Origin of the sequence: Mesorhizobium sp. M0184 (genome assembly GCF_040322215.1) — a bacterium.
GTDB lineage: Bacteria > Pseudomonadota > Alphaproteobacteria > Rhizobiales > Rhizobiaceae > Mesorhizobium.
Genome location: NZ_JAMYSZ010000021.1, coordinates 49,231 through 74,112 on the forward strand (window position 1 = coordinate 49,231; position 24,882 = coordinate 74,112).

The window sequence follows — 24,882 nt, forward strand, 5'->3', positions numbered from 1 at the left end:
ATCAAGCCCTCATCGCCCGCAGGCGTTGGCGCCACTGGTCGAGTACGACTGCGCCGACGATGATCACGCCTTTGACCATCTCCTGATAATAGGCGTCGAGGCGCAGAAAGGTGAAGCCGGAGATGATGACGCCGAAGATCAGCGAGCCGATCACTGTCCCGATAATCGAACCGCGGCCGCCCGACAGCGAGACGCCGCCGATAACCGCCATGGCGATCGCGTCGAGCTCGTACATTACACCCATGCCGGCCTGGGCGGTGAGATTCTTGGAGCTCAGCACCACGGCGGCGAGCGCGGCGAGGACGCCGGCAATGACGTAGACGAGGATCTTGTGGTTGGCGATGTTGATGCCGGACATGCGCGCGGCGTCCTCATTGGAGCCGATTGCATAGCAGTGCTTGCCATATTTGGTGTAACTCAGGATCAGCTGGAACAGCACTGCGAGCGATATGAAAATGATGACCGGCATCAGCCCCTTGCCGATGGCGGCGAAACTCTCGGTCGGAAACGAGATCGGCTGCCCCTTTGACCACCATTTGGCGATGCCGCGCGCGGTGACCATCATGCCGAGCGTGGCGATGAACGGCGGGATGCGCGTGTAGGCGATCAAAGCGCCGTTGACCAGGCCGGCCAGCAGGCCGCAGCCGATCGCGACCAGCACGGGCACGATCACCGGCAGGTCGGTCCAGCCCTGGGCGATGAACATCGCCTTCGGGTTCGGGTTGCCATTGACGGTCGCCACCTGGGCGAAGCTCATGGCTATCATCGCCGTGGCGCCGACGATCGAACCTGAGGACAGGTCGATGCCGCCGGTAATGATCACCTGCGTCACGCCGATGGCAATGATGCCGACTATCGACACCTGCAGGATGATGATCTGCAGGCGCGCTTCGTTGAAGATCGCATCGATATTGTCGCGGGTGTTGAACAGGAAGCTGTCGCCCAGGAAAACCCGGCCGATCAGCTCGAAAGCGCCGACCAGGATGACGAGCGCCAGGAAGACGTTGAATTCGGCCGGCCATGCGCGCCGTTTCGCATCATAGCTGAGCCCGCCGACGCCGTGAGATGTCTGTGCCAATCGTGCTTCCTCCGTCAGCCACGGTCTCCACTCGGCGCTGTTCAGGCCGAGAGGGAAAAAGCGGAGCGGCGCTGTCTTACTTTGGCGCGCCGCTCCGTATCGGACAGGTCCGCCTCAGTTCTTCTTCAGGAACTTGTCGATGTTTGCCGGCGTGACCAGCTGGAACGGGATGTAGACCTTGTGCTCGACCTTCTCGCCCTTCGCCAGCTTGAGCGCTGCGTCAAGCGCGCCGGCACCCTGGCCGGCCGCGTCCTGGAACACCGTCGCATCGAGGTCGCCCGCCTGCATCGCGGCAAGCGCATCCTGGGTAGCGTCGACCCCGCCGACGACAACCGACTTCATGTCGATGTTGGCGGCCTTCATCGCCTGGATGGCGCCGATGGCGCTTTCGTCATTATTGGCGATGACGCCGTCGAACGGCTTGCCGGTCGACAGCCAGTTGGTCATCAGGTTTTGCGCTTCTTCGCGCTTCCAGTTCGACGTCTGCTTGTCGATGATCTTGATGAAGCTGCACTCCGGCGTGGCGATCACGTCGTCAATGTCCTTGGTGCGCTGCACCGCTGCCTGGTTCGACAGCTCGCCCATGATCACATAGACGTTGGCTTCAGTCTTGCCGGCCTCCTTGAACAGGCGGCAGACCTCCTTGGTCTCGAGCGTGCCGGAATCGGCTTCGTTCGAGGCGACGAAGGCCTGGTTTTCGGGCAGCGTGTCGACGTTGACCGGCTCGCGATTGACATAGACCAGTGGAATCTTGGCAGCGGCGGCTGCGTCCGACATCGCCTGAGTCGCCGAGGTGTCGACCGGGTTGACGATGATGGCGTCGACGCCTGAGGCGGCGAAGTTCTTGATCTGGTCGAGTTGCTTGGCGACGTCGTTCTGCGCATCCTCCACCTGCAGCTCGACGCCGTCCATGCCCTTGGCCTGTTCAATCATGCCGTTGCGCAGCACGGTGAGAAAATTGTCGTCGAACAACGCCATCGACACGCCGATCTTGGCAGCAAAGGCGGACGAACTCATCAGCGCCGCGAACGCGACGCCCAAAAGCAGTTTTTTCATTTTATTTCTCCTCCACATTGGTGTCCGGCTGCACCGATCTACCCGGAATCCCCGATCTCGCAGGGAATTCTCTCCCGATTGCCATTTTTAGTTCCGGAGGCATTTGCCTGAAACAGATCTTCCGGAACGAAAGAACCAAAATTCTCAGTTGGTGAAATATTTATTCCATTTCGCTTGGGCGTCAAGCGAGATTTCGCCATGAGGAATGGATTTTCGGCATTTCGAGCGCTTTTAGACGGACGCTAACGCAAGCCAGGCCTGAAAGCGTTCTGATAGATTACATCATGTCTGCCGCCGATGACCGCGACGTCAGATGTTTTCCGGCAGATAAATGTCGAAGGGCAGAAAGGTCTGGCCCGGCGCATTCGCAGCGCCGGTCTCGATGGCATGCGCCATCAGCCCGACAAGCTCGCGGCAAAGCGCCGCCAGTGGCGTCGAGATCACCATGGTCAGGAAATTATCTGCCAGCGCCGCGCGGGAGTCGGGCGTGATCTCGTTGCAGACGACCGCCGGCATCTCAGCCGGCTTTGCCTCCCTCAGCGCCGAGATCGCGCCTTCCATGCCGCCACCGGCGACATAGCAACCGGCGAGATCAGGGTGGCGGGCCAGAAGCTCGATCATTGCATCATGCGTGATCTGGTTCGCTTCCAGATTGACCAACGTCTCGAGGAGAGTGAATTCCGGCGCCTGCTCGCGAAAGAAGGAGCGAAAACCGATCTCGCGAAGCTCATGGCCATGGAAGCGATGGCTGCCGACGAAGAGGGCAACCTTGCCAGGTCTCTTCGCGGCCTTCGAGATCATCCAGGCAGCGGTGCGGCCGACCTTGCGATTGTCCAGGCCAACATAGCCCTCGCGAATACCGGACGCAAAGTCGGAAAGCAGGGAGAACACCGGTACGCCATTGGCTTTGAGAGCCTCGACGGCGACCGTCAGCGTCGGGTGATCAGGCCCGACCAGGGCGACGGCCCTGGATTTGGCGGCCAGCTTGCGCATCCGCTCGACGATCTCGTCCGGCGCCAGCGAAGCGGCGAAGTCGATGGTGGCCACGCCGCGAAAGCGCGGCGACTGCGATACCGCCAGTTCAAGCTCGCGGGCAAATTCACTGTAGAAGACGTCCTCCCGTCTCAACAGCAGGAACCCGAGCCGGTATTCGGGCAATTCATGGCGCATCCGCTGCTTGATCAATCCGGCTGCGTGATAGCCGATGCTGGTCGCGGCCTCATAGACGCGGCGCGCGGTTTCCTCGCGCACCGGCAAGCGGTTGTTCAGCACCCGGTCGACGGTGGCAACGCTGACCCCCGAAATGCGCGCCAGGTCGGTGATCGTCGGCCGTTTCGCCATCGCTGCCTTACTCCACTGTTTGGCCCTTTTACACCATTCTGATGGAAAATGATAGAAACTATCTTTGTGATATTGAGCCTATCAGGGCTCGGCGTTATTTTGAACGCTGACCGAATATGATCGAGGCCTTCGCTATGGTGGATATTGGACTCCGAACCGGGAATACGAGTTCCGCAACAGCGTCCCGACGCGACTATAGCCTGATCGGCCGCGACGCGAAGCTTGCCGTCGAGAGCGGGCTGGCGGCGGCCGAGTGGTATCACACCGACGTGCCGCGCAAGCAGATGAAGGAGCTGATGCAGCGCTCCGACGGCCCGGCGATCCGCGATACCATCATCTGGCTCGGCACCATGATTCTCAGCGGCGCCGGCGCCGCCTGGTTCTGGGGCAGCTGGTGGTGCGTGCCGTTCTTCTTCGTCTATGGCGTCCTCTACGGTTCCTCCACCGATTCACGCTGGCACGAATGCGGCCACGGCACCGCTTTCAGGACGCAGTGGATGAACGACGTGGTCTATCAGGTCGCCTGCTTCATGATCATGCGCAATCCCGTGACCTGGCGCTGGAGCCATACGCGCCACCATACCGATACCATCATGGTCGGCCGCGATCCGGAGATATCGGTGATGCGTCCGCCCGATCTTCTGCGCGTGGGGCTCAACTTCGTCGGCATTCTCGACGCCTGGCACGCGATGAGCGACATGCTGCGCAATGCAGCCGGCATCGTCAGCCCGGCCGAAAGAACCTTCATTCCCGACCAGGAGCAGCCGAAGGCAATTCGCATTGCCCGCATCTGGACGACAATCTATGCCGCGACCATTGCGCTGGCGCTCTATACCGGCTCGTTCCTGCCGCTGATGCTGGTCGGTCTGCCCAGGCTTTACGGTGCCTGGCACCATGTCATGGTCGGCCTGCTGCAGCATGGCGGCCTGGCTGAAAACGTCACCGATCACCGGCTCAACAGCCGCACCGTCTACATGAACCCGATAAGCCGCTTCATCTACTGGAACATGAACTACCATGTCGAGCATCACATGTTTCCCATGGTGCCCTATCACGCGCTGCCCAGGCTGCACGAACTGATCAAGCACGATCTGCCGACGCCGACACCGTCCATCCTGGCCGGCTACCGCGAGATGATACCGGCTTTCCTGCGCCAGCTGCGCACTGAGGATTATTTCATCAAGCGCGAACTGCCGCCGACGGCGAGGCCCTATCGCGAGGATTTCCACAGCGATAACGCTGCTGTTGCGGTGGCTGCTGAATGACAAGCCCATGCCAAGGCACCAAACATCGAGGGACGCGTAAATGAGCGACTGGGTCGAGGCCTGTGACGCCGAGGACATCGACGAAGAGGACGTGATGCGCTTCGACCATGGCGGCCGCACCTTTGCCATCTATCGCAGCCCCGACGACGGGTATTTCGCCACCGACGGGCTTTGCACGCATGAGAAGGTGCATCTGGCCGACGGGCTGGTGATGGACGATATCATCGAATGCCCGAAGCATAATGGCCGCTTCAACTACAAGACAGGGGCTGCCAGGGGCGCGCCGGTCTGCGTCGATCTCAGGACCTATCCGGTCAAGGTCGACGCCGGCAAAGTCCTTGTCCGGATCGGTTGATGATGACGAAGGGAATGGTAATCATTGGCGCCGGCGAATGCGGCGGGCGCGCCGCCCTTGCGCTGCGCGAGCTCGGCTTTAATGGACCGGTGACGCTGGTCGGCGACGAGCCGCATCTGCCCTATGAGCGCCCGCCGCTGTCGAAAGACACGATGGTTGCCGACGCGCCCCTGCTCAAGGCAATCGCCACCGACGCGATCCTGGCCGAAAGATCGATCAGACATATCCATTCGATTCAGGCGGTGGCGATCGACCGCGCGGCGCATGTCGTGCGCCTCTCGGACGGTTCCGTCCTGGCCTACGACAAGCTCCTGCTGGCGACCGGTTCGGTGCCGCGCAAGCTGCCGATGCCGGGCCTTGGCGGGCGCTGCGTCTACCTCCGGACCTTCAACGACGCGCTGGCCATTCGCGCCCATCTCAGCGCCGGAAATCGCATCGCCATCATTGGCGGCGGCTTCATCGGGCTTGAGCTTGCCGCGGCGGCACGCAGACTGGGTGCGGCGGTCACAGTTATCGAGGCGCAGCCGCGCATCTTGATGCGCGGCGTGCCGGCCGAGATCGCGCAAATCATCCATCAGGCGCATGAAGCCGAAGGCGTGAAAATCCTGTGCGGCGAGGGCATCGCCGCCATTGCCGATGATGGCGCCGAAGTGCGCATCGCGCTCGCCGGTGGACACGACATTGTCGCCGATCTTGCCGTGATCGGCATCGGCGCCGTGCCGGTGACCGGACTTGCCGCGGAGGCGGGGCTGACCGTCGACAACGGTGTCGCCGTCGACGCCGAGCTTCGCACCAGCGACCGGGATATCTTTGCCGCCGGCGATTGCTGTTCGTTTCCGCTCGCCATCTATGGCGGCCGGCGCGTGCGGCTCGAAGCTTGGCGCAATGCACAGGAGCAGGGCGCGCTCGCCGCAAGGAATATGCTTGGCGCCGGCGAGTCCCATGCGGCGGTGCCGTGGTTCTGGTCGGATCAGTACGGCCTGACCTTGCAGATCGCCGGCCTGTCGGACGAAGGCCGCAGCATCGTGCGCCGCGACCTCGGCGACGGCGCCTTCATCCTGTTCCACCTCGCCGAGGACGGCAGGCTGGTTGCGGCAAGCGGCATCGGCCCCGGCAACGCGGTCGCCCGCGACATAAGGCTGGCCGAGATGCTGATTGCAAAGCAGGCAAGGCCGGCGCCCGAATCGCTAGTCTCGCAGGCGGTCAAATTAAAATCGCTGCTGGCGGCTTGATCCGCCGCGTGGATAATTGGCCGAACGCGTTCCGCTAAAACAGCGCTTTCAGCTCCGGCAGCTTGTCGTTGACCAGCCAGCCATAGTAATTTTCCTCGGGCAGCTTTTCCGGCTCGCCCGCAGCGCGGCGCTTGTCGTTCTCGGCTTTCAGCGCATAGGCGCGCTGTTCGGGATTGCCGACATTGTAGAGCGTCGACGTGATGCCGGGATTGCCTGAGATGTCGAAGCCGGCAATGCTTTTATAGGCGTCGATCGACTTCCTTATCGTCGCCGCGACATAAGGCAGTGTCAGGTCAGGGTCCATGATCGTCTTGTAGACCGCATTGGGGTCGCCGACGTCGAGTTCCGGCAGGCCGGAAACCTTGTGCACGAGATCGCTCATCTGCAGTGCCGTCAGCGGATTGAGCTGGCCAAGGCCAAAAGTCTGGCCGGCATAATAAGGCTGGAAGAAAGTGGCGCCGAAGCGGTCGTTGGGAAAGCTCTCGCCGTTGACGGTTTTGCCGCGGAACGACCGGTTCCACACCTGTTCGCGGCACTCCCACAGATCGTAGCTGTCGGACTTCCCTGCGCATTTCGCAAATTGCGGCCGTTGCACGAAATCGGTGATGTCCTCGCCATCATAGGCAAAGGAGAGCTTGCTCGACAGATACGAGATCGCCTTGACGTAATAGGTCTGCAGCCGGTCATAGGCATCGACATTATAGGTATGCTCGCCGACGATGGCTCCAACGATATGCATTGGGTCGATGTCATAGGCCGCGGCTGCCTGCTTGATCTTGCCGCGCAGCTCGGCATCGTTCTGGAGCAGCGCAAAGACTTTGCGGTATTTCGCCTGGAAGGTGGTGTTGGTCGCCTGGGTGCGCCGGCTCGAAGCGCCCGGTATGTCGGGCTGCTCGGTGTTGCGGTTGCCCGGCGGCACCATCGTTGCCGCTTGCGCGGCGAACATGGCTGCCGCCAGCGTCAGCCCCAAAATGACGAGGATCAGTTTTTTCATGCGCCGCCGCCCAAATAGTCGCCGGCAAACTAGGTAATGCTCCACCGGGAGTCGAGAGACGCCTGCACCCGACGGGACGAAAGCTTGCCGGATGCTTCCATTTGGCCACACATCGGGAATGCTGGGCCAAATTGGGGAGGCCGGGAGCAATTCCCCGACCCTCTTCGAGAATGAAGCGTCTCCTACAGGATGAAACGCGACAAGTCCGTGTTTCTGGAGAGGTCGCCGACATGCTTCTCGACATAGGCGGCATCGATTGTCACCGAGGTGCCGTTGCGGTCCGGCGCGTCATAGGAGATTTCGTCCAGCACCCGTTCCATCACCGTCTGCAGCCGCCTGGCGCCAATATTCTCGACGCTGGCGTTGAGGTCCACGGCGATGCCGGCCAACGAATCGATGGCGTCGTCGGTGAAGACCAGATCGACGCCTTCGGTCTTCATCAGCGCAATATACTGCTTGATCAGGCTGGCTTCGGTCTCGGTGAGGATGCGGACGAAATCGCCCTTCTCCAGCGCCCGCAGCTCGACGCGGATCGGCAGGCGGCCCTGCAATTCCGGCAGCAGATCGGAGGGCTTGGCGACGTGGAACGCACCCGAGGCGATGAACAGGATGTGGTCGGTCTTCACCGGTCCGTATTTGGTCGCAACCGTGGTGCCTTCGACCAGCGGCAGCAGGTCGCGCTGCACACCTTCACGCGAAACACCGGCACCGATGCCGCCTTCGCGCGAGGCGATCTTGTCGATCTCGTCAAGGAAGACAATGCCGTCGTTCTCGGTCGATTCGAGTGCCCTGCGCACCACCTCGTCCTGGTCGAGCAGCTTGTCGGACTCGTCGCTGATCAACAGCCCGTAGGACTCCTTGACGGTCGTCTTGCGCATCTTGGTCTTCTGGCCGCCCATTGCCTTCGACAGCATGTCGTTGATGTTGAGCACGCCGATATTGGCGCCCGGCATGCCGGGGATCTCGAAGCCGGGCATGCCGCCATTGCCGGTATCGGCCACTTCGATCTCAATCTCCTTGTCGTCGAGCTCGCCGTCGCGCAGCTTCTTGCGGAAACTGTCACGGGTGGCCGGGCTCGCCGTCTTGCCGACAAGCGCTTCGAGCACCCGTTCCTCGGCGTTGATGTGGGCACGCGCCTTGACGTCCTCGCGCATCTTCTCGCGAACCAGCCCGATGGCGATCTCGACCAGGTCGCGGATGATCTGCTCGACATCGCGGCCGACATAACCGACCTCGGTGAACTTGGTGGCTTCGACCTTAACGAAAGGCGCACCGGCAAGGCGTGCCAGGCGGCGCGAAATCTCGGTCTTGCCGACGCCGGTCGGGCCGATCATCAGGATATTCTTCGGCATCACCTCTTCGCGCATCTGGCCCTCGAGCTGCTGGCGGCGCCAGCGGTTGCGCAAGGCAATCGCCACGGCACGCTTGGCGTCTTTCTGGCCGATGATGAAGCGGTCGAGTTCCGAAACGATTTCGCGAGGAGAGAAGGTGCTCATGTCACTAAATTCCACTTTGCCACTGCCGAATGGACTCGAACGGATGCAGCAGCATGATCACGTTGAGTGTCAGATTGTCCCGGATGAGATAGCCGACACCGAATTCGAAGATGAGGGCGAGGGTTACGACCACCCATATAGGAAGCCTTCGCGCCATGACAAACCCCAGCACCATGGCCAGCGTGTCCGACACCGAATTGATGATGCTGTCGCCATAATAGTCGAGCGAGATCGTGCCGGCGCGATAGCGATCGATGATGAAAGGGCTGTTCTCGAGCAGCTCCCAGCCGCCCTCTATAACCACCGCAAAGGCCAGCCTGAGCCCGATCGGCGAGCGCGGGAAAAGGAACCACGCCAGCGCATAGAACAGGAAACCGTGAATGATGTGCGAGAAGCTGTACCAGTCGGAAATATGCTGGGAATTCTCCGAGCTTTGCACGATGCCGTGCCACAGCTTGACATAGCCGCAGGTACAGATCGGCGTCCGCCCCATGCCGTAAAGAACCCCGGCCTGGAAGATGACCAGGCCGAGAACCAGCAGAAGCCCCATTCGCCAACTGTCGTAGTAGGCCGAGACGGTTTTGTCGCTGGATACGCTCATGCTGCTATTGCCCCTCTTCTGCGTCACCCTGTCCGGCATCACCCTCTGGGGCATCAATCGCCATCAGCACGGCATCGCCATATTCCGACTTCCTGCGATCGATAGCCGTGAAACCGGCCTTTTCATAGGCACGGATAGCCCGTGCATTGGCGGGGTCCGGGTCGATGATGACGCGCGGCGTACCTTCCTCGAAAAGCTGCTCGACGAACTGCCGGACGATCGCCGAGCCGTGGCCGACCCCGACAAGCTCCGGCACGCCGATCGACAGATCGATGCCGAGCGTGCCGAACGGCTGGTCGCTATAGGGATGGCCGTCCTCCAGATGCGGATCGTAGCTCTGCAAATAGCCGATGGGCTTTCCGTCGAGCTCGATAATCAGCGGCTCGACCGAAATGCTGTCGATATGCTCGCGGATCTCCGCAATCTCGGTCTCTGGGTCGTTCCACCATTTGGCGACATGCGGCTCGGCAAGCCAGCCGGCGATCATCGGCAGGTCCCTCTGGGTCACCGGCCGAAAACCATAGCGGAGGCTCCGCTCAGGCGGCATCGAGGGTTTCGACGACGAAGTTGTTGTTGGTGTAGACGCAAATGTCTGACGCGATCTGCATCGCCTTGCGGGCGATCTCCTCTGCGCCCTTGTCGCTGTCCACCAGCGCGCGTGCCGCTGCCAGCGCGTAATTGCCGCCCGAGCCGATGGCCATGACGCCAAATTCGGGCTCCAGCACGTCGCCGGTGCCGGTCAGCGCCAGCGACACCGACTTGTCGGCCACCAGCATCATCGCTTCCAGCCGCCGCAAATAGCGGTCGGTGCGCCAGTCCTTGGCAAGCTCGACGCAGGCGCGTGTCAGCTGGTCGGGATATTGTTCGAGCTTGGCTTCAAGCCGCTCGAGCAGAGTGAAGGCATCGGCGGTGGCGCCGGCGAAACCGGCAATGACGTTGCCGCCCTTGCCGATGCGGCGCACCTTCTTGGCGTTGCCTTTCATGATCGTCTGGCCGAGGCTGACCTGGCCGTCGCCGGCGATCACCACCTTGCCGCCCTTGCGCACGGTCAGGATGGTCGTGGCATGCATGGTCAGTTCATTCGACATTTTCTGCTCCGATAAGCACCGATCCCATCGAGGCGATCGGCGCGTTACGAGTGACTTGATCGGCCATATGTATGCATAGGCCGGACGATTGCAAACCGGCCATCCGCCGGGCCGGACTGTGCTCCGCAGCGGTAACTGGCAATCGCCGGATCATGCTGCTAGAAGGCTTTCGTTTTCAGGCATGTGAACGCCTGAATCGTGCAAAATCTGAGACAAGGATGAGGTCATGGCGCCCCGTTCCGCCGAGATAAGCCGCAAGACCAGGGAAACCGACATCGCCGTATCGGTTCAGGTCGACGGCTCGGGCAAATCAGACATTTCGACGGGCGTCGGCTTCTTCGACCATATGCTGGACCAGTTGTCGCGCCATTCGCTGATCGACATGACCGTGAAGGCCAAGGGCGACCTGCACATAGACGACCACCACACGGTCGAGGATACGGGCATTGCGCTCGGCCAGGCGCTGGCCAAGGCATTGGGCGAGCGGCGCGGCATCATGCGCTACGCCTCGATCGATCTCGCCATGGACGAGACACTGACGCGGGCGGCAATCGATGTCTCCGGCCGGCCTTTTCTGGTCTGGAATGTTTCATTCTCGTCGCCGAAGATCGGTACGTTCGACACCGAGCTGGTGCGCGAATTCTTCCACGCGCTGGCGCAGAATGCCGGCATCACGCTGCATGTCACCAATCATTACGGCGCCAACAACCACCACGTCGCCGAGACCTGCTTCAAGGCCGTGGCGCGTGTGTTGCGTTCGGCACTTGAGCGCGACCTGCGCCAGCCGGACGCGGTTCCCTCCACCAAGGGATCCCTGAAAGGGTAACGCCATGGCCATCTATGTCGTAATGGAGCCGCCAGGCCGCAGCGAAAGCGTGGACACTACCTTTATCCGTGAAGGCTTTGCCTGGCTCGGCTTCTTGGTGCCGCCGCTGTGGCTGGCCTGGCACCGGCTGTGGGTCGAGGCGGCATTGGCGTTTGTCGCCATGGGCCTGCTCTCGATGCTGGGCGAAAGGCTGGACCTGGAAACAGCCGGCTCGCTTTTATCCCTGCTTGTCATGCTCTTTGTCGGACTGGAAGGGCAGGGCTTGCGGATCGCAGCCTTGCGCCGTCGCGGCTGGCATGAATGGGGCGTGGTCGAGGCCGACAGGCTCGACGACGCAGACGTCCGCTATGCATTGGAAGCCGATGCTCAGTCGGATGAACAACCGACGGTGCAACGCATCGTCCCAGACGCAGCACATGCCCGGTCGGCGCAGATGGGCCTGGCGCTGGGGCTGAACCATATTCCGGGAAAGCCCTGAGATGAGGGTTGCGATCATCGATTACGGGTCGGGCAATCTGCGCTCGGCCACCAAGGCCTTCGAGCGTGCCGCGCATGAAGCCGGCATTGCCGCCGCGATCGAACTCACCGCCGATGCCGAGCGGGTCAGGACCGCCGACCGCATCGTCCTGCCCGGCGTCGGTGCCTATGCCGATTGCGCCGCTGGACTGCGTGCGGTCGCCGGCATGTGGGAAGCGGTCGAGGAGGTGGCGATCGCCAAGGCTCGGCCGTTCCTCGGCATCTGCGTCGGCATGCAGCTGATGTCGGAGCGAGGCCTGGAAAAGACCGTCACAAAGGGCTTTGGCTGGGTCGCCGGCGACGTCAAGGAGATCACGCCGGCCGATCCGACACTGAAGATCCCGCAGATCGGCTGGAACACAATTGACCTGAAGCGCAAGCATCCGCTGTTTTCCGGCATTGCGACGGGTGGCAAGGGACTGCACGCCTATTTCGTCCACTCCTACCATCTCGATGCACGGAAGGAGGATGAGGTGCTGGCGGTTGCCGACTATGGCGGCCCGGTAACGGCCGCTGTCGCCCGCGACAACCTAGCCGGAACGCAATTCCACCCCGAGAAGAGCCAGGCGCTGGGCCTGGCGCTGATCACCAATTTCCTAGGCTGGAGGCCCTGAACCATGAGCAAGAAGGGCTATTGGATGGCAATGGTCGATGTCCACGATCCCGAGATCTACAAGCAGTACATCGAGGCCAATGCCGCGGCTTTCGCGAAATACGGCGCGAAGTTCCCGGTGCGCGCCGGGCGGTACACCAGCCCGGAAGGACCGGCAGGCAATCGCCACGTGCTGGTGGAATTCGAATCCTATGCAAAGGCGCTGGAATGCTACGGCTCGCCTGAATACCAGGAGGCCTCGAAGTACAGGCTCGCCGGCTCGACCGGCCACTTTGTCATCGTCGAAGGCGCCTGAAGGTGTTTCTGTTTCCGGCGATAGACCTCAAGGACGGCAAATGCGTGCGCCTCAGGCATGGCGACATGGCGACCGCCACCATCTACAATGACGATCCCGCCGCTCAGGCGCGCGCCTTCGAAGAGCAGGGCTTCGAATGGTTGCACGTCGTCGACCTCAACGGCGCCTTCAAGGGCCAGAGCGTCAACAGCGCCGCGGTCGGCGCTATCCTGAAGGCGACGAGCAATCCGGTGCAGCTCGGCGGCGGCATCCGCACCCTGGCGCAGATCGAGGACTGGCTCGACCGTGGGCTGGCCCGCGTCATTCTTGGCACCGTGGCGGTGCGCGATCCGGATCTGGTCAGGCAGGCCTGCAAGGCATTCCCGGGCAAGATCGCCGTCGGCATCGACGCCAAGGGCGGCAAGGTCGCGGTCGAAGGCTGGGCTGAAGCCTCGAGCCTCGGCGTCATTGAACTGGCGAGGAAATTCGAGGGTGCCGGCGTCGCCGCCATCATCTACACCGATATCGACCGCGACGGTGTGCTGACCGGCATCAACTGGGACGCCACCATCGATCTCGCCGACGCGGTGTCGATCCCGGTTATCGCCTCGGGCGGGCTCGCCTCGATCGCCGACATCGTGCGCATGACCATGCCCGATGCCCGCAAGCTCGAAGGCGCGATCTCCGGACGCGCCCTCTACGACGGCCGCATCGACCCGGCCGAGGCATTGGCGATCCTGCGTGGCAAACCGATGGCAGGGGTGTGAAACGTGAAGGTCTCGATTATCGTTGCTCCCTACGACAGCGGGCACTATCACGAAGGGTGCGGCCAGGGGCCGGACGCCATCATCGGCGGTGGGCTGGTCGAAGCCCTGACCGTGGCTGGCCATGACGTCGCCGTCGAAGATATCGGCAAGGTCGGAGACGAGCAGGGGCGCGAAATTGCAACCGGCTTCGCCGTCTGCAACGCCGTCGCGACCAAGGTTAACCTCGCCCGCGATGGAGGGCGCTTCCCCATTATCCTTGCTGGAAATTGCCTGACCGCCGCCGGTGCGGTCGCCGGTGAAGTTGCGGATTCGATCATCTGGATCGACCAGCATGGCGATCTCAACACGCCGGAGACGTCCTCCTACGGCTTTCTCGACGGCATGGCGCTGGCGGCGACGCTCGGGCTCTGCTGGCATCCGATGGCGGCAGCAATTCCGGGGTTCCGGCCGATAGACCCGGCGCGCTGCATGCTGGTCGATGCCCGCGACCTCGATCCCGACGAAAAGCGACTGCTGGAAACTTTGCCGATCGTGCGCACCGAATGTGCCGGTGCACTCGATATGATCGGAAAGCTCACGGCGACAGGGACTGTGCGGGCGCATCTGCATCTCGACCTGGATGTCCTCGATCCGGATGTGTTGCAGGTGAACCGCTACGCGCACCCGGGCGGCCCGAGTCCGGAACAGCTACGGCAGCTTGCCTGCGGACTGGCCAGGTCAATCCCAATCGTCGGCGTGACGCTCTCGGCCTACGACCCGGCCTTTGATTCCCAGTCCGAAGTTCCGCGCGTCGTCGGCCAGCTGCTTGTCGACTTTCTTGCGGCGATCGAGAGGATCTGATGCTGAAAGCCCGCGTCATCCCCTGTCTCGACGTCAAGAACGGCCGTGTCGTCAAGGGCGTCAATTTCGTCGACCTGGTCGACGCCGGCGATCCCGTCGAAGCGGCAAAAGCCTATGACGCGGCCGGCGCCGACGAGCTCTGCTTTCTCGACATCACCGCCTCGTCGGAAAACCGCGAGACCATTTTCGATGTCATCGCCCGCACCGCCGAACAATGTTTCATGCCGCTGACCGTTGGCGGTGGCGTCCGTCAGGTCGCCGACATCAGGAAGCTGCTACTGGCCGGCGCCGACAAGGTGTCGATCAACACGGCGGCGGTGAAGACCCCAAATTTTGTCGCCGAGGCTGCCGACAAATTCGGCAACCAGTGCATCGTCGTCGCCATCGATGCCAAGAAAGTGTCCGCTGCGAGCGAGGCTGATCGCTGGGAGATATTCACCCATGGCGGCCGCGAGAAGACCGGCATCGACGCCGTCGAGTTCGCTCGGCGAGTGGTCGATCTCGGCGCCGGCGAGATCCTGCTAACATCGATGGACCGCGACGGCACCAAGGCCGGCTACGACATAGCCCTTACCCGCGCGGTCGCCGATGCCGTACGCGTGCCGGTCATCGCTTCCGGTGGCGTCGGCACGCTCGACCACCTTGTCGAAGGCATTCGCGACGGCCATGCCGGCGCGGTGCTGGCGGCGTCGATCTTCCATTTCGGCACCTACAGCATCGCCGAAGCCAAGCTGCACATGGCTCAGGCCGGACTGCCGATGCGGCTGGACTCGCCGGGTAATCGGTCCTAGAGCCTTTCCGGCTAAGAAGAGGCTGTAAACGCCGTCATGACCGAGTTCTCGCTCTCCGATCTGGAGAAGATTATTGGCGAACGCGCACGTTCCGGCGATCCGGATTCGTGGACGGCCAAGCTCTTTCAGCGTGGCATGAGCAAGGCAGCGCAGAAACTCGGCGAAGAGGCAGTCGAAACGGTGATCGCAGCCGTCAGCGCCGACCGGGACGCGCTTGTTTCGGAAAGCGCCGATCTCATCTATCATTGGCTTGTCGTTCTCGGCATAGCGGACATTCCGCTGAGCGATGTGCTCAACGAGCTTGAACGCCGCACCGGTCGTTCGGGCATCGCCGAAAAGGCGTCTCGGCTGGACCGGGGCTGATCGCTGCGGAGGAACTCGATGGACCAGCTCGCTCCTACCGAGAAGTATTCACCCTATCGTTTCTTCTCGGCCGAGCAATGGTCGCGGTTCCGCGCCGATACGCCGATGACGCTCACCGAGGACGAGGTCCGTCGTCTGCGGTCGCTGAACGATCCGGTCGATCTCCACGAGGTCGAGCGCATCTATCTTTCGATGTCGCGGCTGTTGTCGGCTCATGTCGAAGCCAGTCAACTCCTGTTCAGGCAGCGCCAGGCCTTCTTCAACGCGCTGGACGCGGCCAAGACACCGTTCATCATCGGCATTGCCGGTTCCGTCGCGGTCGGCAAATCGACCACGGCGCGCGTGCTAAAGGAGCTGCTGGCGCGCTGGCCGTCGAGTCCCAAGGTCGACCTGGTCACCACCGATGGTTTCCTGCTGCCGAACGAAGTCCTGCGCCGCAACAATCTGATGGAGCGCAAGGGCTTTCCGGACAGCTACGACGTCGGCGCGCTGCTGCGCTTCCTGTCCGGCATCAAATCGGCGCAGCGCAACGTCCGCGCGCCGGTCTATTCGCACCTGACCTATGACGTCATTCCGGGCGAGTTCCAGACCATCGACCGGCCCGACATCCTGATCTTCGAAGGCATTAATGTCCTGCAGCCGGGCAAGCTGCCGAAGGACGGCAAGATCGTGCCTTTCCTGTCGGATTTCTTCGACTTTGCCATCTACATCGATGCCGAGGAGGCGCTGATCCATCACTGGTATATCGCCCGCTTCATGCGGTTGCGCGAAACCGCCTTCCGCGACCCGGCCTCCTTCTTTCACCGCTATTCGCAACTTTCCGAGGATGCGGCCCGCGCCATCGCCGAGGGCCTGTGGACCAACATCAACCTGAAGAATCTGCGCGAGAATATATTGCCGACCCGCGCCCGAGCCGATCTCATCCTGCGCAAGGGCGCCAACCATCTGGTCGAGGAAGTGGCGCTCAGGAAACTGTGAAATCCCGGGACATTCCTTAAAGTCATCTTAACCCAGTCTTTCTATTGTCGGGCCTGATCTGCGGGCTCGGCAAACAAATGAACGCGCCATTCCTAAACATCGATCGGCCGGCAGCTGACCGCATCGCACGTCCGGGCAGCGGCGGCGCAACGATTGCCCTGATCGTGCCTGTCCACAATGAGGAAGGCGCAATTGCTCCATTCCTGAAGGCGGTATGCGAAAGCACCGCGCCGCTGAAGGACAAAGGCGTTGCCCTCGAGTTCATCTTCGTCAACGACGGCAGCAGCGATACGACGCTCGAAAAGCTGATCGAAGCCCAACAAACCGATCCACGCATCCACGTAATCGACCTTTCACGCAATTTCGGCAAGGAAGCCGCGATGACCGCGGGGCTCGACAGCTGCGATGCCGATGCAGCGATCCCGATGGATGTCGATATGCAGGATCCGCCGCATGTCATTCCGCTGCTTGTGGAAAAGTGGCGCGAGGGTTTTGAGGTTGTTCTGGCCAAGCGAGCCAATCGGTCGAGCGACAGCTTTCTCAAGCAGCGCTCCGCCTCGATGTTCTACCGCGTTCACAACTGGATCGCGCAGCAGAAGATCCCGCACGATGTCGGCGACTTCCGTTTGATCGACCGCCAGGTCATCCAGGCGCTGCGGTCTTTGCCGGAACGCCGTCGTTTCATGAAGGGCCTGTTCGCCTGGGTCGGGTTCCGCACCGCAAGCGTCGAATATGTCCGCGATCAGCGCATCGCCGGCCAGTCGAAATTCTCCGGCTGGAAGCTGTGGAACTTCGCGCTCGAAGGCATCACCAGCTTCTCCACCGCTCCGCTTGAAATCTGGACCTATGTCGGCGCGACGATTTCCGCGCTGTCGTTCCTCTACGGCCTGCTGATCGTCGCCAAGACAATGATCTTTGGCGTTGATGTGCCCGGCTACGCCTCCCTGCTGGTCAGTGTTCTTTTCCTTGGCGGCATCCAGTTACTCGGCATCGGCATCATCGGACAATACCTCGGCAGGGTCTACGCCGAGATCAAGCAGCGTCCGATCTACATCGTGCGCCGCAAATATGAGGGAATGAGCTGATGGAGATCGACGCCTACCGACAGATGGCCGCCACCGAAGACGAGCATTGGTGGTTCTGCGGGCGTCGCGCCATCGCCGAGGCGGTCATTCGCAGCATCGGCCTGCCTGAAAACGCGCGCATCGTCGAGATCGGCGCCGGCACCGGCGGCAACATCCGGATGCTGGAGCAGTTTGGCGCAGTGACGGCAGTCGAGATGAGCGATCTCGCGCGCAGGATTGCCTGGGAAAAGACCGGCCGCGAGTTCCTCGCCGGACATCTGCCGGACAACATTCCTGTCGCGCCGCAAAGCTGCGACCTCGTCTGCCTGTTCGACGTGCTGGAGCATGTCGCCGAAGACGAGGCGTCGCTTGCCGCGATCCGCCAAGTGCTGAAACCGGGCGGCAGCGTCGTCCTCACTGTGCCCGCACACCAATGGTTGTGGAGCACGCATGATGTGGGGCTGCATCATATGCGGCGCTATTCACGCAATCTGCTGCGTGAACGAATCGAAAGGGCTGGTTTCGCGATCGACCGGCTGAGCTACACAAATGCCGCGCTCTTCCCGGTAGCGGCGCTGGCACGACTGGTGGACAGGTTGCGCAAGTCGGCCTTGCCAGCCGGCCATGCCACGCCGCCAAAACCACTGAATGCGGCGATGAAGGCAGTGTTTTCGGCGGAAGGCCGCATCATACCAAATGCAAGCTTGCCCTTCGGGGTTTCGCTGCTGGCGGTATTCCGCAAGGACAGCGCCGTCGAAACCGCTCGCCTCGACGAGAAATTGGCAGCTTGACCGCGTCATGGGCACCGGCTCGTATCGTCGACTATCGCGCTTTGCGCTGATTGGCATCGCGTCGACGCTGATCTACGCCGTTTGCGCTTTTCTGCTGTCGCGTGGACAGGCAACGGCGGCCCTGCCGGCGGCGCTCACATCGTTTGCGGCCTACGCCGTCGCCGCGCTGTTCTCCTACACCGGGCATAAATATTTCACGTTCACCTCGGGCGGCAGCCACGCTATGGAATTGCCCCGCTTCCTCCTGCTCACCGCTTCCGGCCTCGCCGTCGCGATCGCCCTGCCGGGGCTTTTGACCCAGATGCTCGGCGTCCCTGCCGCAATCCCGATCCTGCTCACCTGCATTGCCGTGCCGGTCATCAACTATGTCGTCCTCGGGCGGTGGGTGTTTCGTGGTCTCTAGCGCGCGATCCCTCAGTGAACTGCTGCCCGGCGCCAACCGCTTCTCGCCCTTTGTGGGCGTAGCGGGTGCTCCGTTGCTGCTGGCCAGTCTGGTCGTCACATACGCCGTCTGGCTATCGACCGTTGCAATTCCGACCAATGTTGACGTGTCGTGGCTTCTGGTCGTCTGCGACCGCCTGCTTGGCGGAGAGCGGCTCAACACCGCCATCGTGGAGACCAACCCCCCTTTCTCGATCTGGCTCTACATGCCGTTCATGCTCCTGGAAAAGCTCACTGGCATGCGTGCGGAATTCTGGCTGACGCTTGGCGTCGTTTGCCTGAGCCTGGCCAGTCTTTCCGTTTCCGTCCGCATTCTCGCGCGCGATGAACCGGTCTACCGGCAGCCCCATGCGCTGTGGGCGGCAGCGGCGGCCCTGTTTTTGATCCTGTGTTTCATGCCGGATCAATTCGGCCAACGCGAGCACTTCGCATTGATTGCCATTCTGCCTTGGGTGGCGTTGCAATGCACACGTCAGCGGAACCTGGATTTCAGCGCGGGCTCGCGCCTGGAGCACATGGTCGCGGGCTTCGGCGCGGCGGTCGTGGTCATGGTCAAGCCGCCCTATTTTGTGCTGGCCTTCATGTTGCCGTCGCTCTGTCTTGCGCTTGAAAGGCGGTCGCTGAGACCGCTCTTCGTCGCAGAGAACCTGGTGGGCGCTGCGATCGTGGCCGCCTATATCGCGTCCATCGCGCTCTTCGACCGCGCTTACGTCAGCGACGTCCTGCCCTTGGTCAGGGAGGTCTATCTTCCGTTGAGGGCCTCTGCCGCCGATATGCTGGCAAACTGGCCGAAAGTGGTGCTGCTTCTGGCCGCCGCCACCGTGCTTGCGGCCGGCGGCCTGAGAAAGACGAACTGGGACGTCAGGATTCCGCTCCTGACCGCCCTGGGGTTCATTCCGGCCTTCATCGTCATGGGCAAGGGTTGGCCCAATCACGCGCTGCCGATGGTCGTTGTTGCGACACTTGCATTTGGCATCCAGCTTGTGCGGTTCGGCACATTCGGCAGTGCAGGCTTCGTTCGCAAGGCCGCCCTGATCTTCGGCTGCGTGCTGGTGCTGCAAATAGCGGTCAGGGCACAGTACGCGGCGCTGACGACCGATAACGGCCCGATCGCCCGGTCTGTCGCCGCGATCCGCGCAACGGTCGAAACCCCGACCATCATGTCGATTGCCGACCAGATGCAGGTTGCCCATCCCCTCGCCAGGCTGGTCGGCGGCAGGTTCATATCACGCCATCCGAGCGCCTGGGCGGTCTCCAACGCGGACACGCTCGCCCGCATCACCGGCGATCTCGAACGGAGACCGGAACTTGAAAGCATCCGCGATCGGGTGATCGGCGAAAACGCCGCCGAGATATCAGCGAAGAAGCCCGATATCGTGCTGTCAGGCTCGCCCGCGTGGACTGCCCTGATGCTGCAGGACAAGCGGATCCAGGTCGCCTTGGCCGACTATCGTCTGCTGCACGCCGAGCCGGAAATCACTGTCTATCTGCGTTACACGGCGCCTGCGCCGCTCCAAACCGATTGAGCAGGAGCCCCCGGAAACCCATGACACGGCTGGATCCAATCGCTCCGCTGGACGACAGATGGCTCGATCTCGAGAGCCTCGGTGCAACAGCATGAGCGTCTCGAACGACATTGGCGGCTTGAGCCGCTGGCGCGACCGGGATATTGCGGCGTCGCTGCTTCCTAGCCGCAATGTCCTGGCCATTGCCGCAGTCACCGTCTTCTCGATCTTCTGGCAGCGACGTTGGGGGACTGTTCCCGACACTAGCTGGCTGATCACGGTCTGCGAGCGTATGCTGTCCGGTGAGCGGCTTTACTCGCAAATCTACGAGACCAATCCCCCATTCAGCGTCTGGCTCTATCTGCCGCCAGTGGCTGCGGCCAGATTGCTGGGCACCGCCCCGGAAATCCTGGTTGAGGCCTGGACATACCTTGCCGTGCTTATCGGACTTTCGCTCTCGGGCGTGATCGTCAAGCGTGCGGGTTTCACCGAAACTGCATCATTGTTTGCACTGGGGCCAGCGTTTTGCGCAATGTTGGTGGTCTTCCCCGGAAATGCCTTCAGCGAGCGGGAGCATATCGGCATGGCACTTTTCATGCCGCTGCTTGCGCTTCATGCCTGGCGCGCGCGCAGAGATGCAGCTGCCCAACCAGACCCCGGGCTCGCCGTACTCGCCGGCCTGTCGGGCAGCATTCTGCTGCTGGTCAAGCCCTACTATGCGATCATGGTGTTGGCGCCGGCGCTGGTCGTTGCAGTGCGCCGGCGCAGTCTGAAATCGATCTTCGCCCTGGAACACTGGGTCATTGGCGGCATCTGCGTTGTCTATCTCAGCACAGTCACGCTGATCCATCCGGAATTCGTGCGCGACATCTATCCCCTCTTGGCGGACGTTTATGCAAAGATCGGCATCTTTTGGCCGATTGTGATCGGCTACGGTTTCTCGTGGTGTTTCCTTGTCTTCCTGATCTGGTGGCTGTGGCCTGCCAGGCGGTTTCCAGAGCTGGCGGCGGTAGTGTTGGCGGCATCGATCGCCGGCATGTTTCCCCTGTTCTACCAAGCCAAAGGCTGGTCTTATCATGCCTATCCCGCGATCTTTTGCGCTGTGGCAGCCATTTTCTGCCTGCTGGCACTGCCCCGGATCGTGCAGCAGCCGTCGAAGCAGTTGACGTTCGTGACGGCTCCTTCGCGAGCTTGGGCATTGGCGGCGGTGGCAATCGCTTTCTTGCCGTACTGGAGCACCCAGAAACCAGGGCCGGCGCTGGTTGCTGCAATTCGCGCCGCCACCGATCGGCCGACCGTAGCGTTGGTCAGTTCGGATATTTCCTCGGGACATCCGTTGAACCGTATGATCGATGGGCAGTTCGTTTCGACCCACGTCAGCGATTGGCTTGGAGCGTTCGCACTTTCCCTGTCCCGGCAGGCAGCTCTCTCGGGTGACACCCCCGAAGCCATGCGTTACCAAGCCATCATGGCGCGCTACGTCGAAAGCAAACGCGAAGAGTTCGCGCGTCTGCGCCCGGATATCGTCGTCTTCAAGAAAAACAACACAATGTGGACAAGCCAACTGATGGGGCGTTTTGGCTTTGACGCCATCCTGGCGCACTACCGCATTCTTATCGAGGACGAGACCGAGCGCATCTATCTGCGCGACGATTATGTCCGCCCGGGCCACCGGCCACCCGAACAGCCTATTTCGGCATCGTCACCCGTCGCAGCGTCAGATTGATGCGGCCGCCACCCCTGAGCAATGCCGAGGTCGACGGGTAGATACGGTCGACGCCGTGAAAGCAGAGCCGCCCTTCGCCGCCAAGCACGACGACGTCGCCGCTCCTCAGCCTGAACGATTTGGTGGCGCCGTCGCGCGTCGTCTGGCCGACCCGGAACAGGCAATCGTCGCCGAGCGACACCGAGACGACAGGCGCGGAGAAATCGCTCTCGTCGCGGTCCTGGTGAAGACCCATCTTGGCATCCTGCGAATAGAAATTGACCAGGCAGGCTTCCGGCGGGTGCGCATAGGCAGATACATCCCGCCACAGTTCGAGCAGCATCTCCGGGATCGGCGGCCAGGGCCTTCCGGTCACCGGGTGGGTCGGCTGGTAGCGATAGCCGTGCTCCTTGTCGGTGACCCAGCCCAGCGGACCGCAATTGGTCATGCGCACGCTCATCTCCTTGCCGGTACGCGGCATCGCCGGCACGAACAGCGGCGCCTTCTGCACGACCTGCCTGATATCTTCCACCAGCACTTCCTGCATGGCGCGCGACAGGTAGCCGGGCATATGGCGGACGCCTTTGGGCAGTACGAGCATCGCGTCGCTTAATCCGTTGGTCTGGAGAAATCAGAATGCCACCGTCAAATGAAAACGGCGACCCGAAAGCCGCCTCCGACGGTGGCTGCGCGCTTTAACCGGCGATCTGAGATCCGAAGCCGCTTCGGCTGTCACTCATCCCCGACCCGGCCGCGCAGTTTCTTGATCGAGCCGCGCCCGGCCTTGCTCTTGAGCCGTCTTTCGACCGCGCCTTTAGACGGCCTGGTCTTCTTGCGCGGCGGTGGTGGTGGTTCGGCGGCCTTGGCGACCAGTGCCGTCAGCCGCGCCCGGGCGTCCGCCCGGTTCTGCTCCTGGGTGCGGAAGCGTCCGGCTTCGATGACGATGACGCCGTCCTTGGTGGCGCGCTGGCCGGCAAGCTTGATGGTCCGTTCGCGCACCCGCTCCGACAGGCCAGCCGCATTGGCGGCATCGAAGCGCAATTGCACTGCCGTCGCCACCTTGTTGACGTTCTGGCCGCCCGGGCCGGACGAACGGATGAAGTCCTCGTGCAGGTCGCCCGGATTAATCACCGCATCGTCGGTAATGATGATCTTGTCGTCGGCGTTCATGCCGCACTCATGGCGCGGCAGGCGAAAAAAGAAAAGGCCCGATCGAAGCCGGGCCTTGAAGCATCACCAGGGGCGACGGCTATTCAGCCGCTACCTGCATGCGCGGTGCGGCGCCGAGCACGGTGGCGTCGACATGGGCTTCGAACTTTTCGAAATTGTCGACGAACATGCCGACCAGCCTTGCCGCCTGCCGGTCGTAGGCGGGCTTGTCGATCCAGGTCGATCTAGGGTCGAGAATGGCGCGGTCGACGCCGGCAACCGTCACCGGGACGTCGAAACCGAAATTGGCGTCGGTGCGGAAGTCGGCCGCTTTCAGCGAGCCGTCGAGCGCCGCCGCAAGCAGCGCCCGCGTTGCTTTGATCGGCATTCGCTTGCCGGTGCCGTAGGCGCCGCCGGTCCAGCCGGTGTTGACCAGCCAGCAATCGACGCCGTGGCGGGCGATGAGCTCGCGCAGCAGATTGCCGTATTCCGACGGATGCCGCGGCATGAACGGTGCGCCGAAGCATGTCGAAAATGTCGCTTCGGGTTCCGTAACGCCCTTCTCGGTCCCCGCCACCTTGGCGGTATAGCCGGAGAGGAAATGGTACATGGCCTGCGCCGGGGTCAGCCGCGCGATCGGCGGCATCACACCGAATGCGTCGGCGGTCAGCATGATGATGTTCTTCGGGTGGCTGGCGCGCCCCGTCTTGCTGGCGTTGGGGATGAAGTGGAGCGGGTAGGCGCAGCGTGTGTTTTCGGTCAGCCCGCCGTCGTCGAAATCCGGCACGCGGCCTGCGTCGAGCGCCACATTCTCCAGCACCGTGCCGAAGCGCTGGGTGGTGGCGAAGATCTCCGGCTCGGCTTCGGCCGAAAGCTTGATCGTCTTGGCATAGCAGCCGCCCTCGAAATTAAAGATGCCGTGCGGTCCCCAGCCATGCTCGTCGTCGCCGACCAGCGTGCGCGACGGGTCGGCCGACAACGTCGTCTTGCCAGTCCCGGAAAGGCCGAAGAAAACGGCCGCGTCGCCGACGGGCCCTTCATTGGCCGAGCAGTGCATCGGCATCACACCTTTTGCCGGCAGCAGATAGTTGAGCACGGTGAACACCGACTTCTTCATCTCGCCGGCATACGAGGTACCGCCGATCAACACGATCATGTGCGAAAGATCGACGGCAATCACCGTTTCGCCGCGCGTGCCGTGGCGGGCGGGATCGGCGCGGAACGACGGCAGGTCGATGATCGTCAAATCGGGCATGAAATGCTCGAGTTCGGCGGCGGCCGGTCGGATGAGCAGATTGCGGATGAACAAGGAGTGCCAGGCAAGCTCAGTGATCACCCTGGTCGGGAGCTTCAGCTCCTCGTCGGCGCCGCCGACCAGGTCCTGCACATAAAGGTCCTTTCCAGCCGCGTGGGCGCGAAAATCGGCAAGCAGCGTATCGAACTGGATCGGCGAAATCGCTTTGTTGTTGTCCCACCATACATGCGGCGCGGTGCTTTCGTCGCGCACCATGAATTTGTCCCTGGGCGAGCGGCCGGTGTGCTGCCCGGTCTCGGCGGCAAGCGCGCCATGCGCGGTGAGTCGGGCCTCGCCACGGCGGATTGCCTCCTCGTAGAGCGCGGCCGCGCCGAAATTATAGCGCACCACGCCCGTGGTTCTTAGGCCGATCCGATCGATTGCACATGCAGGATTGCGTTTGCCGGCTTCCGACATGGGTGTCCCTTCTTCGATTTACCGCGTCTTTACCGGCGAATT

Annotated in this window: 28 protein-coding genes; 17 read left to right on the forward strand and 11 right to left on the reverse strand. The window is 62.2% G+C overall.

Going from position 1 to position 24,882, the window contains the following annotated elements; translation table 11 throughout:
- Position 1: 1 nt before the first annotated feature.
- From NKJ23_RS23060 to NKJ23_RS23070, 3 genes are all read right to left on the reverse strand, one after another.
- Positions 2-1,078, reverse strand: a complete 1,077-nt coding sequence (locus NKJ23_RS23060; RefSeq protein WP_292655972.1) for an ABC transporter permease — start codon at positions 1,076-1,078, stop codon at positions 2-4.
- Positions 1,079-1,192: 114 nt separating this feature from the next.
- The gene (locus tag NKJ23_RS23065; RefSeq protein ID WP_352451673.1) at positions 1,193-2,134 is read right to left on the reverse strand and encodes a sugar ABC transporter substrate-binding protein; all 942 of its coding nucleotides are present in this window, start codon (positions 2,132-2,134) and stop codon (positions 1,193-1,195) included.
- Positions 2,135-2,443: 309 nt separating this feature from the next.
- Complete coding sequence (locus NKJ23_RS23070) at positions 2,444-3,475, reverse strand: LacI family DNA-binding transcriptional regulator (protein WP_023677522.1); 1,032 nt, start codon at positions 3,473-3,475, stop codon at positions 2,444-2,446.
- A 134-nt stretch (positions 3,476-3,609) separates the two neighbouring features.
- Here NKJ23_RS23070 and NKJ23_RS23075 point away from each other — a divergent pair, with 134 nt between their 5' ends.
- The 3 genes from NKJ23_RS23075 to NKJ23_RS23085 are packed head-to-tail and all read left to right on the forward strand — an operon-like array spanning position 3,610 to position 6,327.
- On the forward strand, positions 3,610-4,740 hold the full coding sequence (locus tag NKJ23_RS23075; RefSeq protein ID WP_352682620.1) for a fatty acid desaturase family protein: 1,131 nt from the start codon (positions 3,610-3,612) through the stop codon (positions 4,738-4,740).
- A gap of 40 nt (positions 4,741-4,780) precedes the next feature.
- Positions 4,781-5,095, forward strand: coding sequence for a MocE family 2Fe-2S type ferredoxin (locus NKJ23_RS23080; protein WP_352454826.1), 315 nt, complete (start codon positions 4,781-4,783; stop codon positions 5,093-5,095).
- A 2-nt stretch (positions 5,096-5,097) separates the two neighbouring features.
- A complete protein-coding gene (locus NKJ23_RS23085) occupies positions 5,098-6,327 on the forward strand; it encodes an NAD(P)/FAD-dependent oxidoreductase (RefSeq protein WP_352682684.1) in 1,230 nt (409 codons plus the stop codon).
- Positions 6,328-6,361: 34 nt separating this feature from the next.
- Here NKJ23_RS23085 and NKJ23_RS23090 read toward each other — a convergent pair whose 3' ends face one another.
- The 5 genes from NKJ23_RS23090 to hslV all read right to left on the reverse strand — a co-directional run bounded on the left by NKJ23_RS23090 (position 6,362) and on the right by hslV (position 10,506).
- The gene (locus tag NKJ23_RS23090; RefSeq protein ID WP_352576350.1) at positions 6,362-7,321 is read right to left on the reverse strand and encodes a DUF1402 family protein; all 960 of its coding nucleotides are present in this window, start codon (positions 7,319-7,321) and stop codon (positions 6,362-6,364) included.
- A gap of 182 nt (positions 7,322-7,503) precedes the next feature.
- Positions 7,504-8,817: an ATP-dependent protease ATPase subunit HslU gene (gene hslU, locus NKJ23_RS23095; RefSeq protein WP_352568495.1), complete on the reverse strand. Its 1,314-nt coding sequence runs from the start codon at positions 8,815-8,817 to the stop codon at positions 7,504-7,506.
- A 4-nt stretch (positions 8,818-8,821) separates the two neighbouring features.
- The gene (locus NKJ23_RS23100) at positions 8,822-9,418 is read right to left on the reverse strand and encodes a DUF2585 domain-containing protein (RefSeq protein ID WP_023677528.1); all 597 of its coding nucleotides are present in this window, start codon (positions 9,416-9,418) and stop codon (positions 8,822-8,824) included.
- Positions 9,419-9,422: 4 nt separating this feature from the next.
- Complete coding sequence (locus tag NKJ23_RS23105; protein WP_352568494.1) at positions 9,423-9,965, reverse strand: GNAT family N-acetyltransferase; 543 nt, start codon at positions 9,963-9,965, stop codon at positions 9,423-9,425.
- A complete protein-coding gene (gene hslV / locus NKJ23_RS23110; protein WP_023677530.1) occupies positions 9,955-10,506 on the reverse strand; it encodes an ATP-dependent protease subunit HslV in 552 nt (183 codons plus the stop codon). Before hslV ends, NKJ23_RS23105 begins: the two co-directional genes overlap by 11 nt.
- Positions 10,507-10,732: 226 nt before the next feature.
- Between hslV and hisB the strand changes: the two genes are divergently transcribed.
- The 14 genes from hisB (at position 10,733) to NKJ23_RS23180 (ending at position 22,001) form a co-directional block, all read left to right on the forward strand.
- Positions 10,733-11,332 carry an imidazoleglycerol-phosphate dehydratase HisB gene (hisB, locus tag NKJ23_RS23115; RefSeq protein WP_023677531.1) on the forward strand — a complete coding sequence of 200 codons (600 nt, stop codon included), beginning with the start codon at positions 10,733-10,735 and terminating at the stop codon, positions 11,330-11,332.
- Positions 11,333-11,336: 4 nt separating this feature from the next.
- Positions 11,337-11,810 carry a DUF2628 domain-containing protein gene (locus NKJ23_RS23120; RefSeq protein WP_352682623.1) on the forward strand — a complete coding sequence of 158 codons (474 nt, stop codon included), beginning with the start codon at positions 11,337-11,339 and terminating at the stop codon, positions 11,808-11,810.
- Between the two features lies 1 nt (position 11,811).
- A complete protein-coding gene (hisH, locus tag NKJ23_RS23125) occupies positions 11,812-12,462 on the forward strand; it encodes an imidazole glycerol phosphate synthase subunit HisH (RefSeq protein ID WP_023677533.1) in 651 nt (216 codons plus the stop codon).
- Between the two features lie 3 nt (positions 12,463-12,465).
- Positions 12,466-12,756, forward strand: a complete 291-nt coding sequence (locus NKJ23_RS23130) for a DUF1330 domain-containing protein (RefSeq protein WP_352568491.1) — start codon at positions 12,466-12,468, stop codon at positions 12,754-12,756.
- A 2-nt stretch (positions 12,757-12,758) separates the two neighbouring features.
- Complete coding sequence (gene hisA, locus NKJ23_RS23135) at positions 12,759-13,502, forward strand: 1-(5-phosphoribosyl)-5-[(5-phosphoribosylamino)methylideneamino]imidazole-4-carboxamide isomerase (RefSeq protein WP_352454816.1); 744 nt, start codon at positions 12,759-12,761, stop codon at positions 13,500-13,502.
- Positions 13,503-13,505: 3 nt separating this feature from the next.
- Positions 13,506-14,342 (forward strand): arginase family protein, encoded by an 837-nt coding sequence (locus NKJ23_RS23140; RefSeq protein WP_352568490.1) that lies wholly within the window; start codon positions 13,506-13,508, stop codon positions 14,340-14,342.
- Complete coding sequence (gene hisF, locus NKJ23_RS23145) at positions 14,339-15,133, forward strand: imidazole glycerol phosphate synthase subunit HisF (RefSeq protein ID WP_023677537.1); 795 nt, start codon at positions 14,339-14,341, stop codon at positions 15,131-15,133. Before NKJ23_RS23140 ends, hisF begins: the two co-directional genes overlap by 4 nt.
- 36 nt (positions 15,134-15,169) lie before the next feature.
- A complete protein-coding gene (locus NKJ23_RS23150; protein ID WP_254815934.1) occupies positions 15,170-15,496 on the forward strand; it encodes a phosphoribosyl-ATP diphosphatase in 327 nt (108 codons plus the stop codon).
- An 18-nt stretch (positions 15,497-15,514) separates the two neighbouring features.
- A complete protein-coding gene (coaA, locus tag NKJ23_RS23155) occupies positions 15,515-16,474 on the forward strand; it encodes a type I pantothenate kinase (RefSeq protein WP_352451662.1) in 960 nt (319 codons plus the stop codon).
- A 77-nt stretch (positions 16,475-16,551) separates the two neighbouring features.
- Positions 16,552-17,559, forward strand: coding sequence for a glycosyltransferase family 2 protein (locus NKJ23_RS23160; RefSeq protein WP_352454814.1), 1,008 nt, complete (start codon positions 16,552-16,554; stop codon positions 17,557-17,559).
- Positions 17,559-18,329 carry a class I SAM-dependent methyltransferase gene (locus tag NKJ23_RS23165; RefSeq protein ID WP_352454813.1) on the forward strand — a complete coding sequence of 257 codons (771 nt, stop codon included), beginning with the start codon at positions 17,559-17,561 and terminating at the stop codon, positions 18,327-18,329. Before NKJ23_RS23160 ends, NKJ23_RS23165 begins: the two co-directional genes overlap by 1 nt.
- Before the next feature lie 7 nt (positions 18,330-18,336).
- Positions 18,337-18,732 (forward strand): GtrA family protein, encoded by a 396-nt coding sequence (locus NKJ23_RS23170; RefSeq protein ID WP_023677541.1) that lies wholly within the window; start codon positions 18,337-18,339, stop codon positions 18,730-18,732.
- Entirely contained in the window at positions 18,722-20,296 is a 1,575-nt protein-coding gene (locus NKJ23_RS23175) for a hypothetical protein (RefSeq protein ID WP_352682627.1), read from the forward strand. Before NKJ23_RS23170 ends, NKJ23_RS23175 begins: the two co-directional genes overlap by 11 nt.
- 91 nt (positions 20,297-20,387) lie before the next feature.
- Positions 20,388-22,001: a hypothetical protein gene (locus NKJ23_RS23180; RefSeq protein ID WP_352682629.1), complete on the forward strand. Its 1,614-nt coding sequence runs from the start codon at positions 20,388-20,390 to the stop codon at positions 21,999-22,001.
- On the opposite strand, the gene NKJ23_RS23185 is transcribed toward NKJ23_RS23180, so the two are convergent.
- From NKJ23_RS23185 to NKJ23_RS23195, 3 genes are all read right to left on the reverse strand, one after another.
- Positions 21,964-22,581 carry an alpha-ketoglutarate-dependent dioxygenase AlkB family protein gene (locus NKJ23_RS23185; protein ID WP_352682631.1) on the reverse strand — a complete coding sequence of 206 codons (618 nt, stop codon included), beginning with the start codon at positions 22,579-22,581 and terminating at the stop codon, positions 21,964-21,966. The genes NKJ23_RS23180 and NKJ23_RS23185 overlap by 38 nt on opposite strands.
- A 131-nt stretch (positions 22,582-22,712) precedes the next feature.
- The gene (arfB, locus tag NKJ23_RS23190; protein WP_023677545.1) at positions 22,713-23,150 is read right to left on the reverse strand and encodes an alternative ribosome rescue aminoacyl-tRNA hydrolase ArfB; all 438 of its coding nucleotides are present in this window, start codon (positions 23,148-23,150) and stop codon (positions 22,713-22,715) included.
- Positions 23,151-23,229: 79 nt separating this feature from the next.
- Complete coding sequence (locus tag NKJ23_RS23195) at positions 23,230-24,840, reverse strand: phosphoenolpyruvate carboxykinase (protein WP_352682633.1); 1,611 nt, start codon at positions 24,838-24,840, stop codon at positions 23,230-23,232.
- Positions 24,841-24,882 lie beyond the last annotated feature (42 nt).

What these genes read in the sequence shown, in the direction of transcription:
- NKJ23_RS23065 (WP_352451673.1), bottom strand. Translation starts at nt 2,134, where the DNA reads ATGAAAAAACTGCTTTTGGGCGTCGCGTTCGCGGCGCTGATGAGTTCG.
- NKJ23_RS23070 (WP_023677522.1), bottom strand. Translation starts at nt 3,475, where the DNA reads ATGGCGAAACGGCCGACGATCACCGACCTGGCGCGCATTTCGGGGGTC.
- NKJ23_RS23075 (WP_352682620.1), top strand. Translation starts at nt 3,610, where the DNA reads ATGGTGGATATTGGACTCCGAACCGGGAATACGAGTTCCGCAACAGCG.
- NKJ23_RS23080 (WP_352454826.1), top strand. Translation starts at nt 4,781, where the DNA reads ATGAGCGACTGGGTCGAGGCCTGTGACGCCGAGGACATCGACGAAGAG.
- NKJ23_RS23085 (WP_352682684.1), top strand. Translation starts at nt 5,098, where the DNA reads ATGACGAAGGGAATGGTAATCATTGGCGCCGGCGAATGCGGCGGGCGC.
- NKJ23_RS23090 (WP_352576350.1), bottom strand. Translation starts at nt 7,321, where the DNA reads ATGAAAAAACTGATCCTCGTCATTTTGGGGCTGACGCTGGCGGCAGCC.
- hslU (WP_352568495.1), bottom strand. Translation starts at nt 8,817, where the DNA reads ATGAGCACCTTCTCTCCTCGCGAAATCGTTTCGGAACTCGACCGCTTC.
- NKJ23_RS23100 (WP_023677528.1), bottom strand. Translation starts at nt 9,418, where the DNA reads ATGAGCGTATCCAGCGACAAAACCGTCTCGGCCTACTACGACAGTTGG.
- NKJ23_RS23105 (WP_352568494.1), bottom strand. Translation starts at nt 9,965, where the DNA reads ATGCCGCCTGAGCGGAGCCTCCGCTATGGTTTTCGGCCGGTGACCCAG.
- hslV (WP_023677530.1), bottom strand. Translation starts at nt 10,506, where the DNA reads ATGTCGAATGAACTGACCATGCATGCCACGACCATCCTGACCGTGCGC.
- hisB (WP_023677531.1), top strand. Translation starts at nt 10,733, where the DNA reads ATGGCGCCCCGTTCCGCCGAGATAAGCCGCAAGACCAGGGAAACCGAC.
- NKJ23_RS23120 (WP_352682623.1), top strand. Translation starts at nt 11,337, where the DNA reads ATGGCCATCTATGTCGTAATGGAGCCGCCAGGCCGCAGCGAAAGCGTG.
- hisH (WP_023677533.1), top strand. Translation starts at nt 11,812, where the DNA reads ATGAGGGTTGCGATCATCGATTACGGGTCGGGCAATCTGCGCTCGGCC.
- NKJ23_RS23130 (WP_352568491.1), top strand. Translation starts at nt 12,466, where the DNA reads ATGAGCAAGAAGGGCTATTGGATGGCAATGGTCGATGTCCACGATCCC.
- NKJ23_RS23150 (WP_254815934.1), top strand. Translation starts at nt 15,170, where the DNA reads ATGACCGAGTTCTCGCTCTCCGATCTGGAGAAGATTATTGGCGAACGC.
- coaA (WP_352451662.1), top strand. Translation starts at nt 15,515, where the DNA reads ATGGACCAGCTCGCTCCTACCGAGAAGTATTCACCCTATCGTTTCTTC.
- NKJ23_RS23160 (WP_352454814.1), top strand. Translation starts at nt 16,552, where the DNA reads ATGAACGCGCCATTCCTAAACATCGATCGGCCGGCAGCTGACCGCATC.
- NKJ23_RS23165 (WP_352454813.1), top strand. Translation starts at nt 17,559, where the DNA reads ATGGAGATCGACGCCTACCGACAGATGGCCGCCACCGAAGACGAGCAT.
- NKJ23_RS23170 (WP_023677541.1), top strand. Translation starts at nt 18,337, where the DNA reads ATGGGCACCGGCTCGTATCGTCGACTATCGCGCTTTGCGCTGATTGGC.
- NKJ23_RS23180 (WP_352682629.1), top strand. Translation starts at nt 20,388, where the DNA reads ATGAGCGTCTCGAACGACATTGGCGGCTTGAGCCGCTGGCGCGACCGG.
- NKJ23_RS23185 (WP_352682631.1), bottom strand. Translation starts at nt 22,581, where the DNA reads ATGCTCGTACTGCCCAAAGGCGTCCGCCATATGCCCGGCTACCTGTCG.
- arfB (WP_023677545.1), bottom strand. Translation starts at nt 23,150, where the DNA reads ATGAACGCCGACGACAAGATCATCATTACCGACGATGCGGTGATTAAT.
- NKJ23_RS23195 (WP_352682633.1), bottom strand. Translation starts at nt 24,840, where the DNA reads ATGTCGGAAGCCGGCAAACGCAATCCTGCATGTGCAATCGATCGGATC.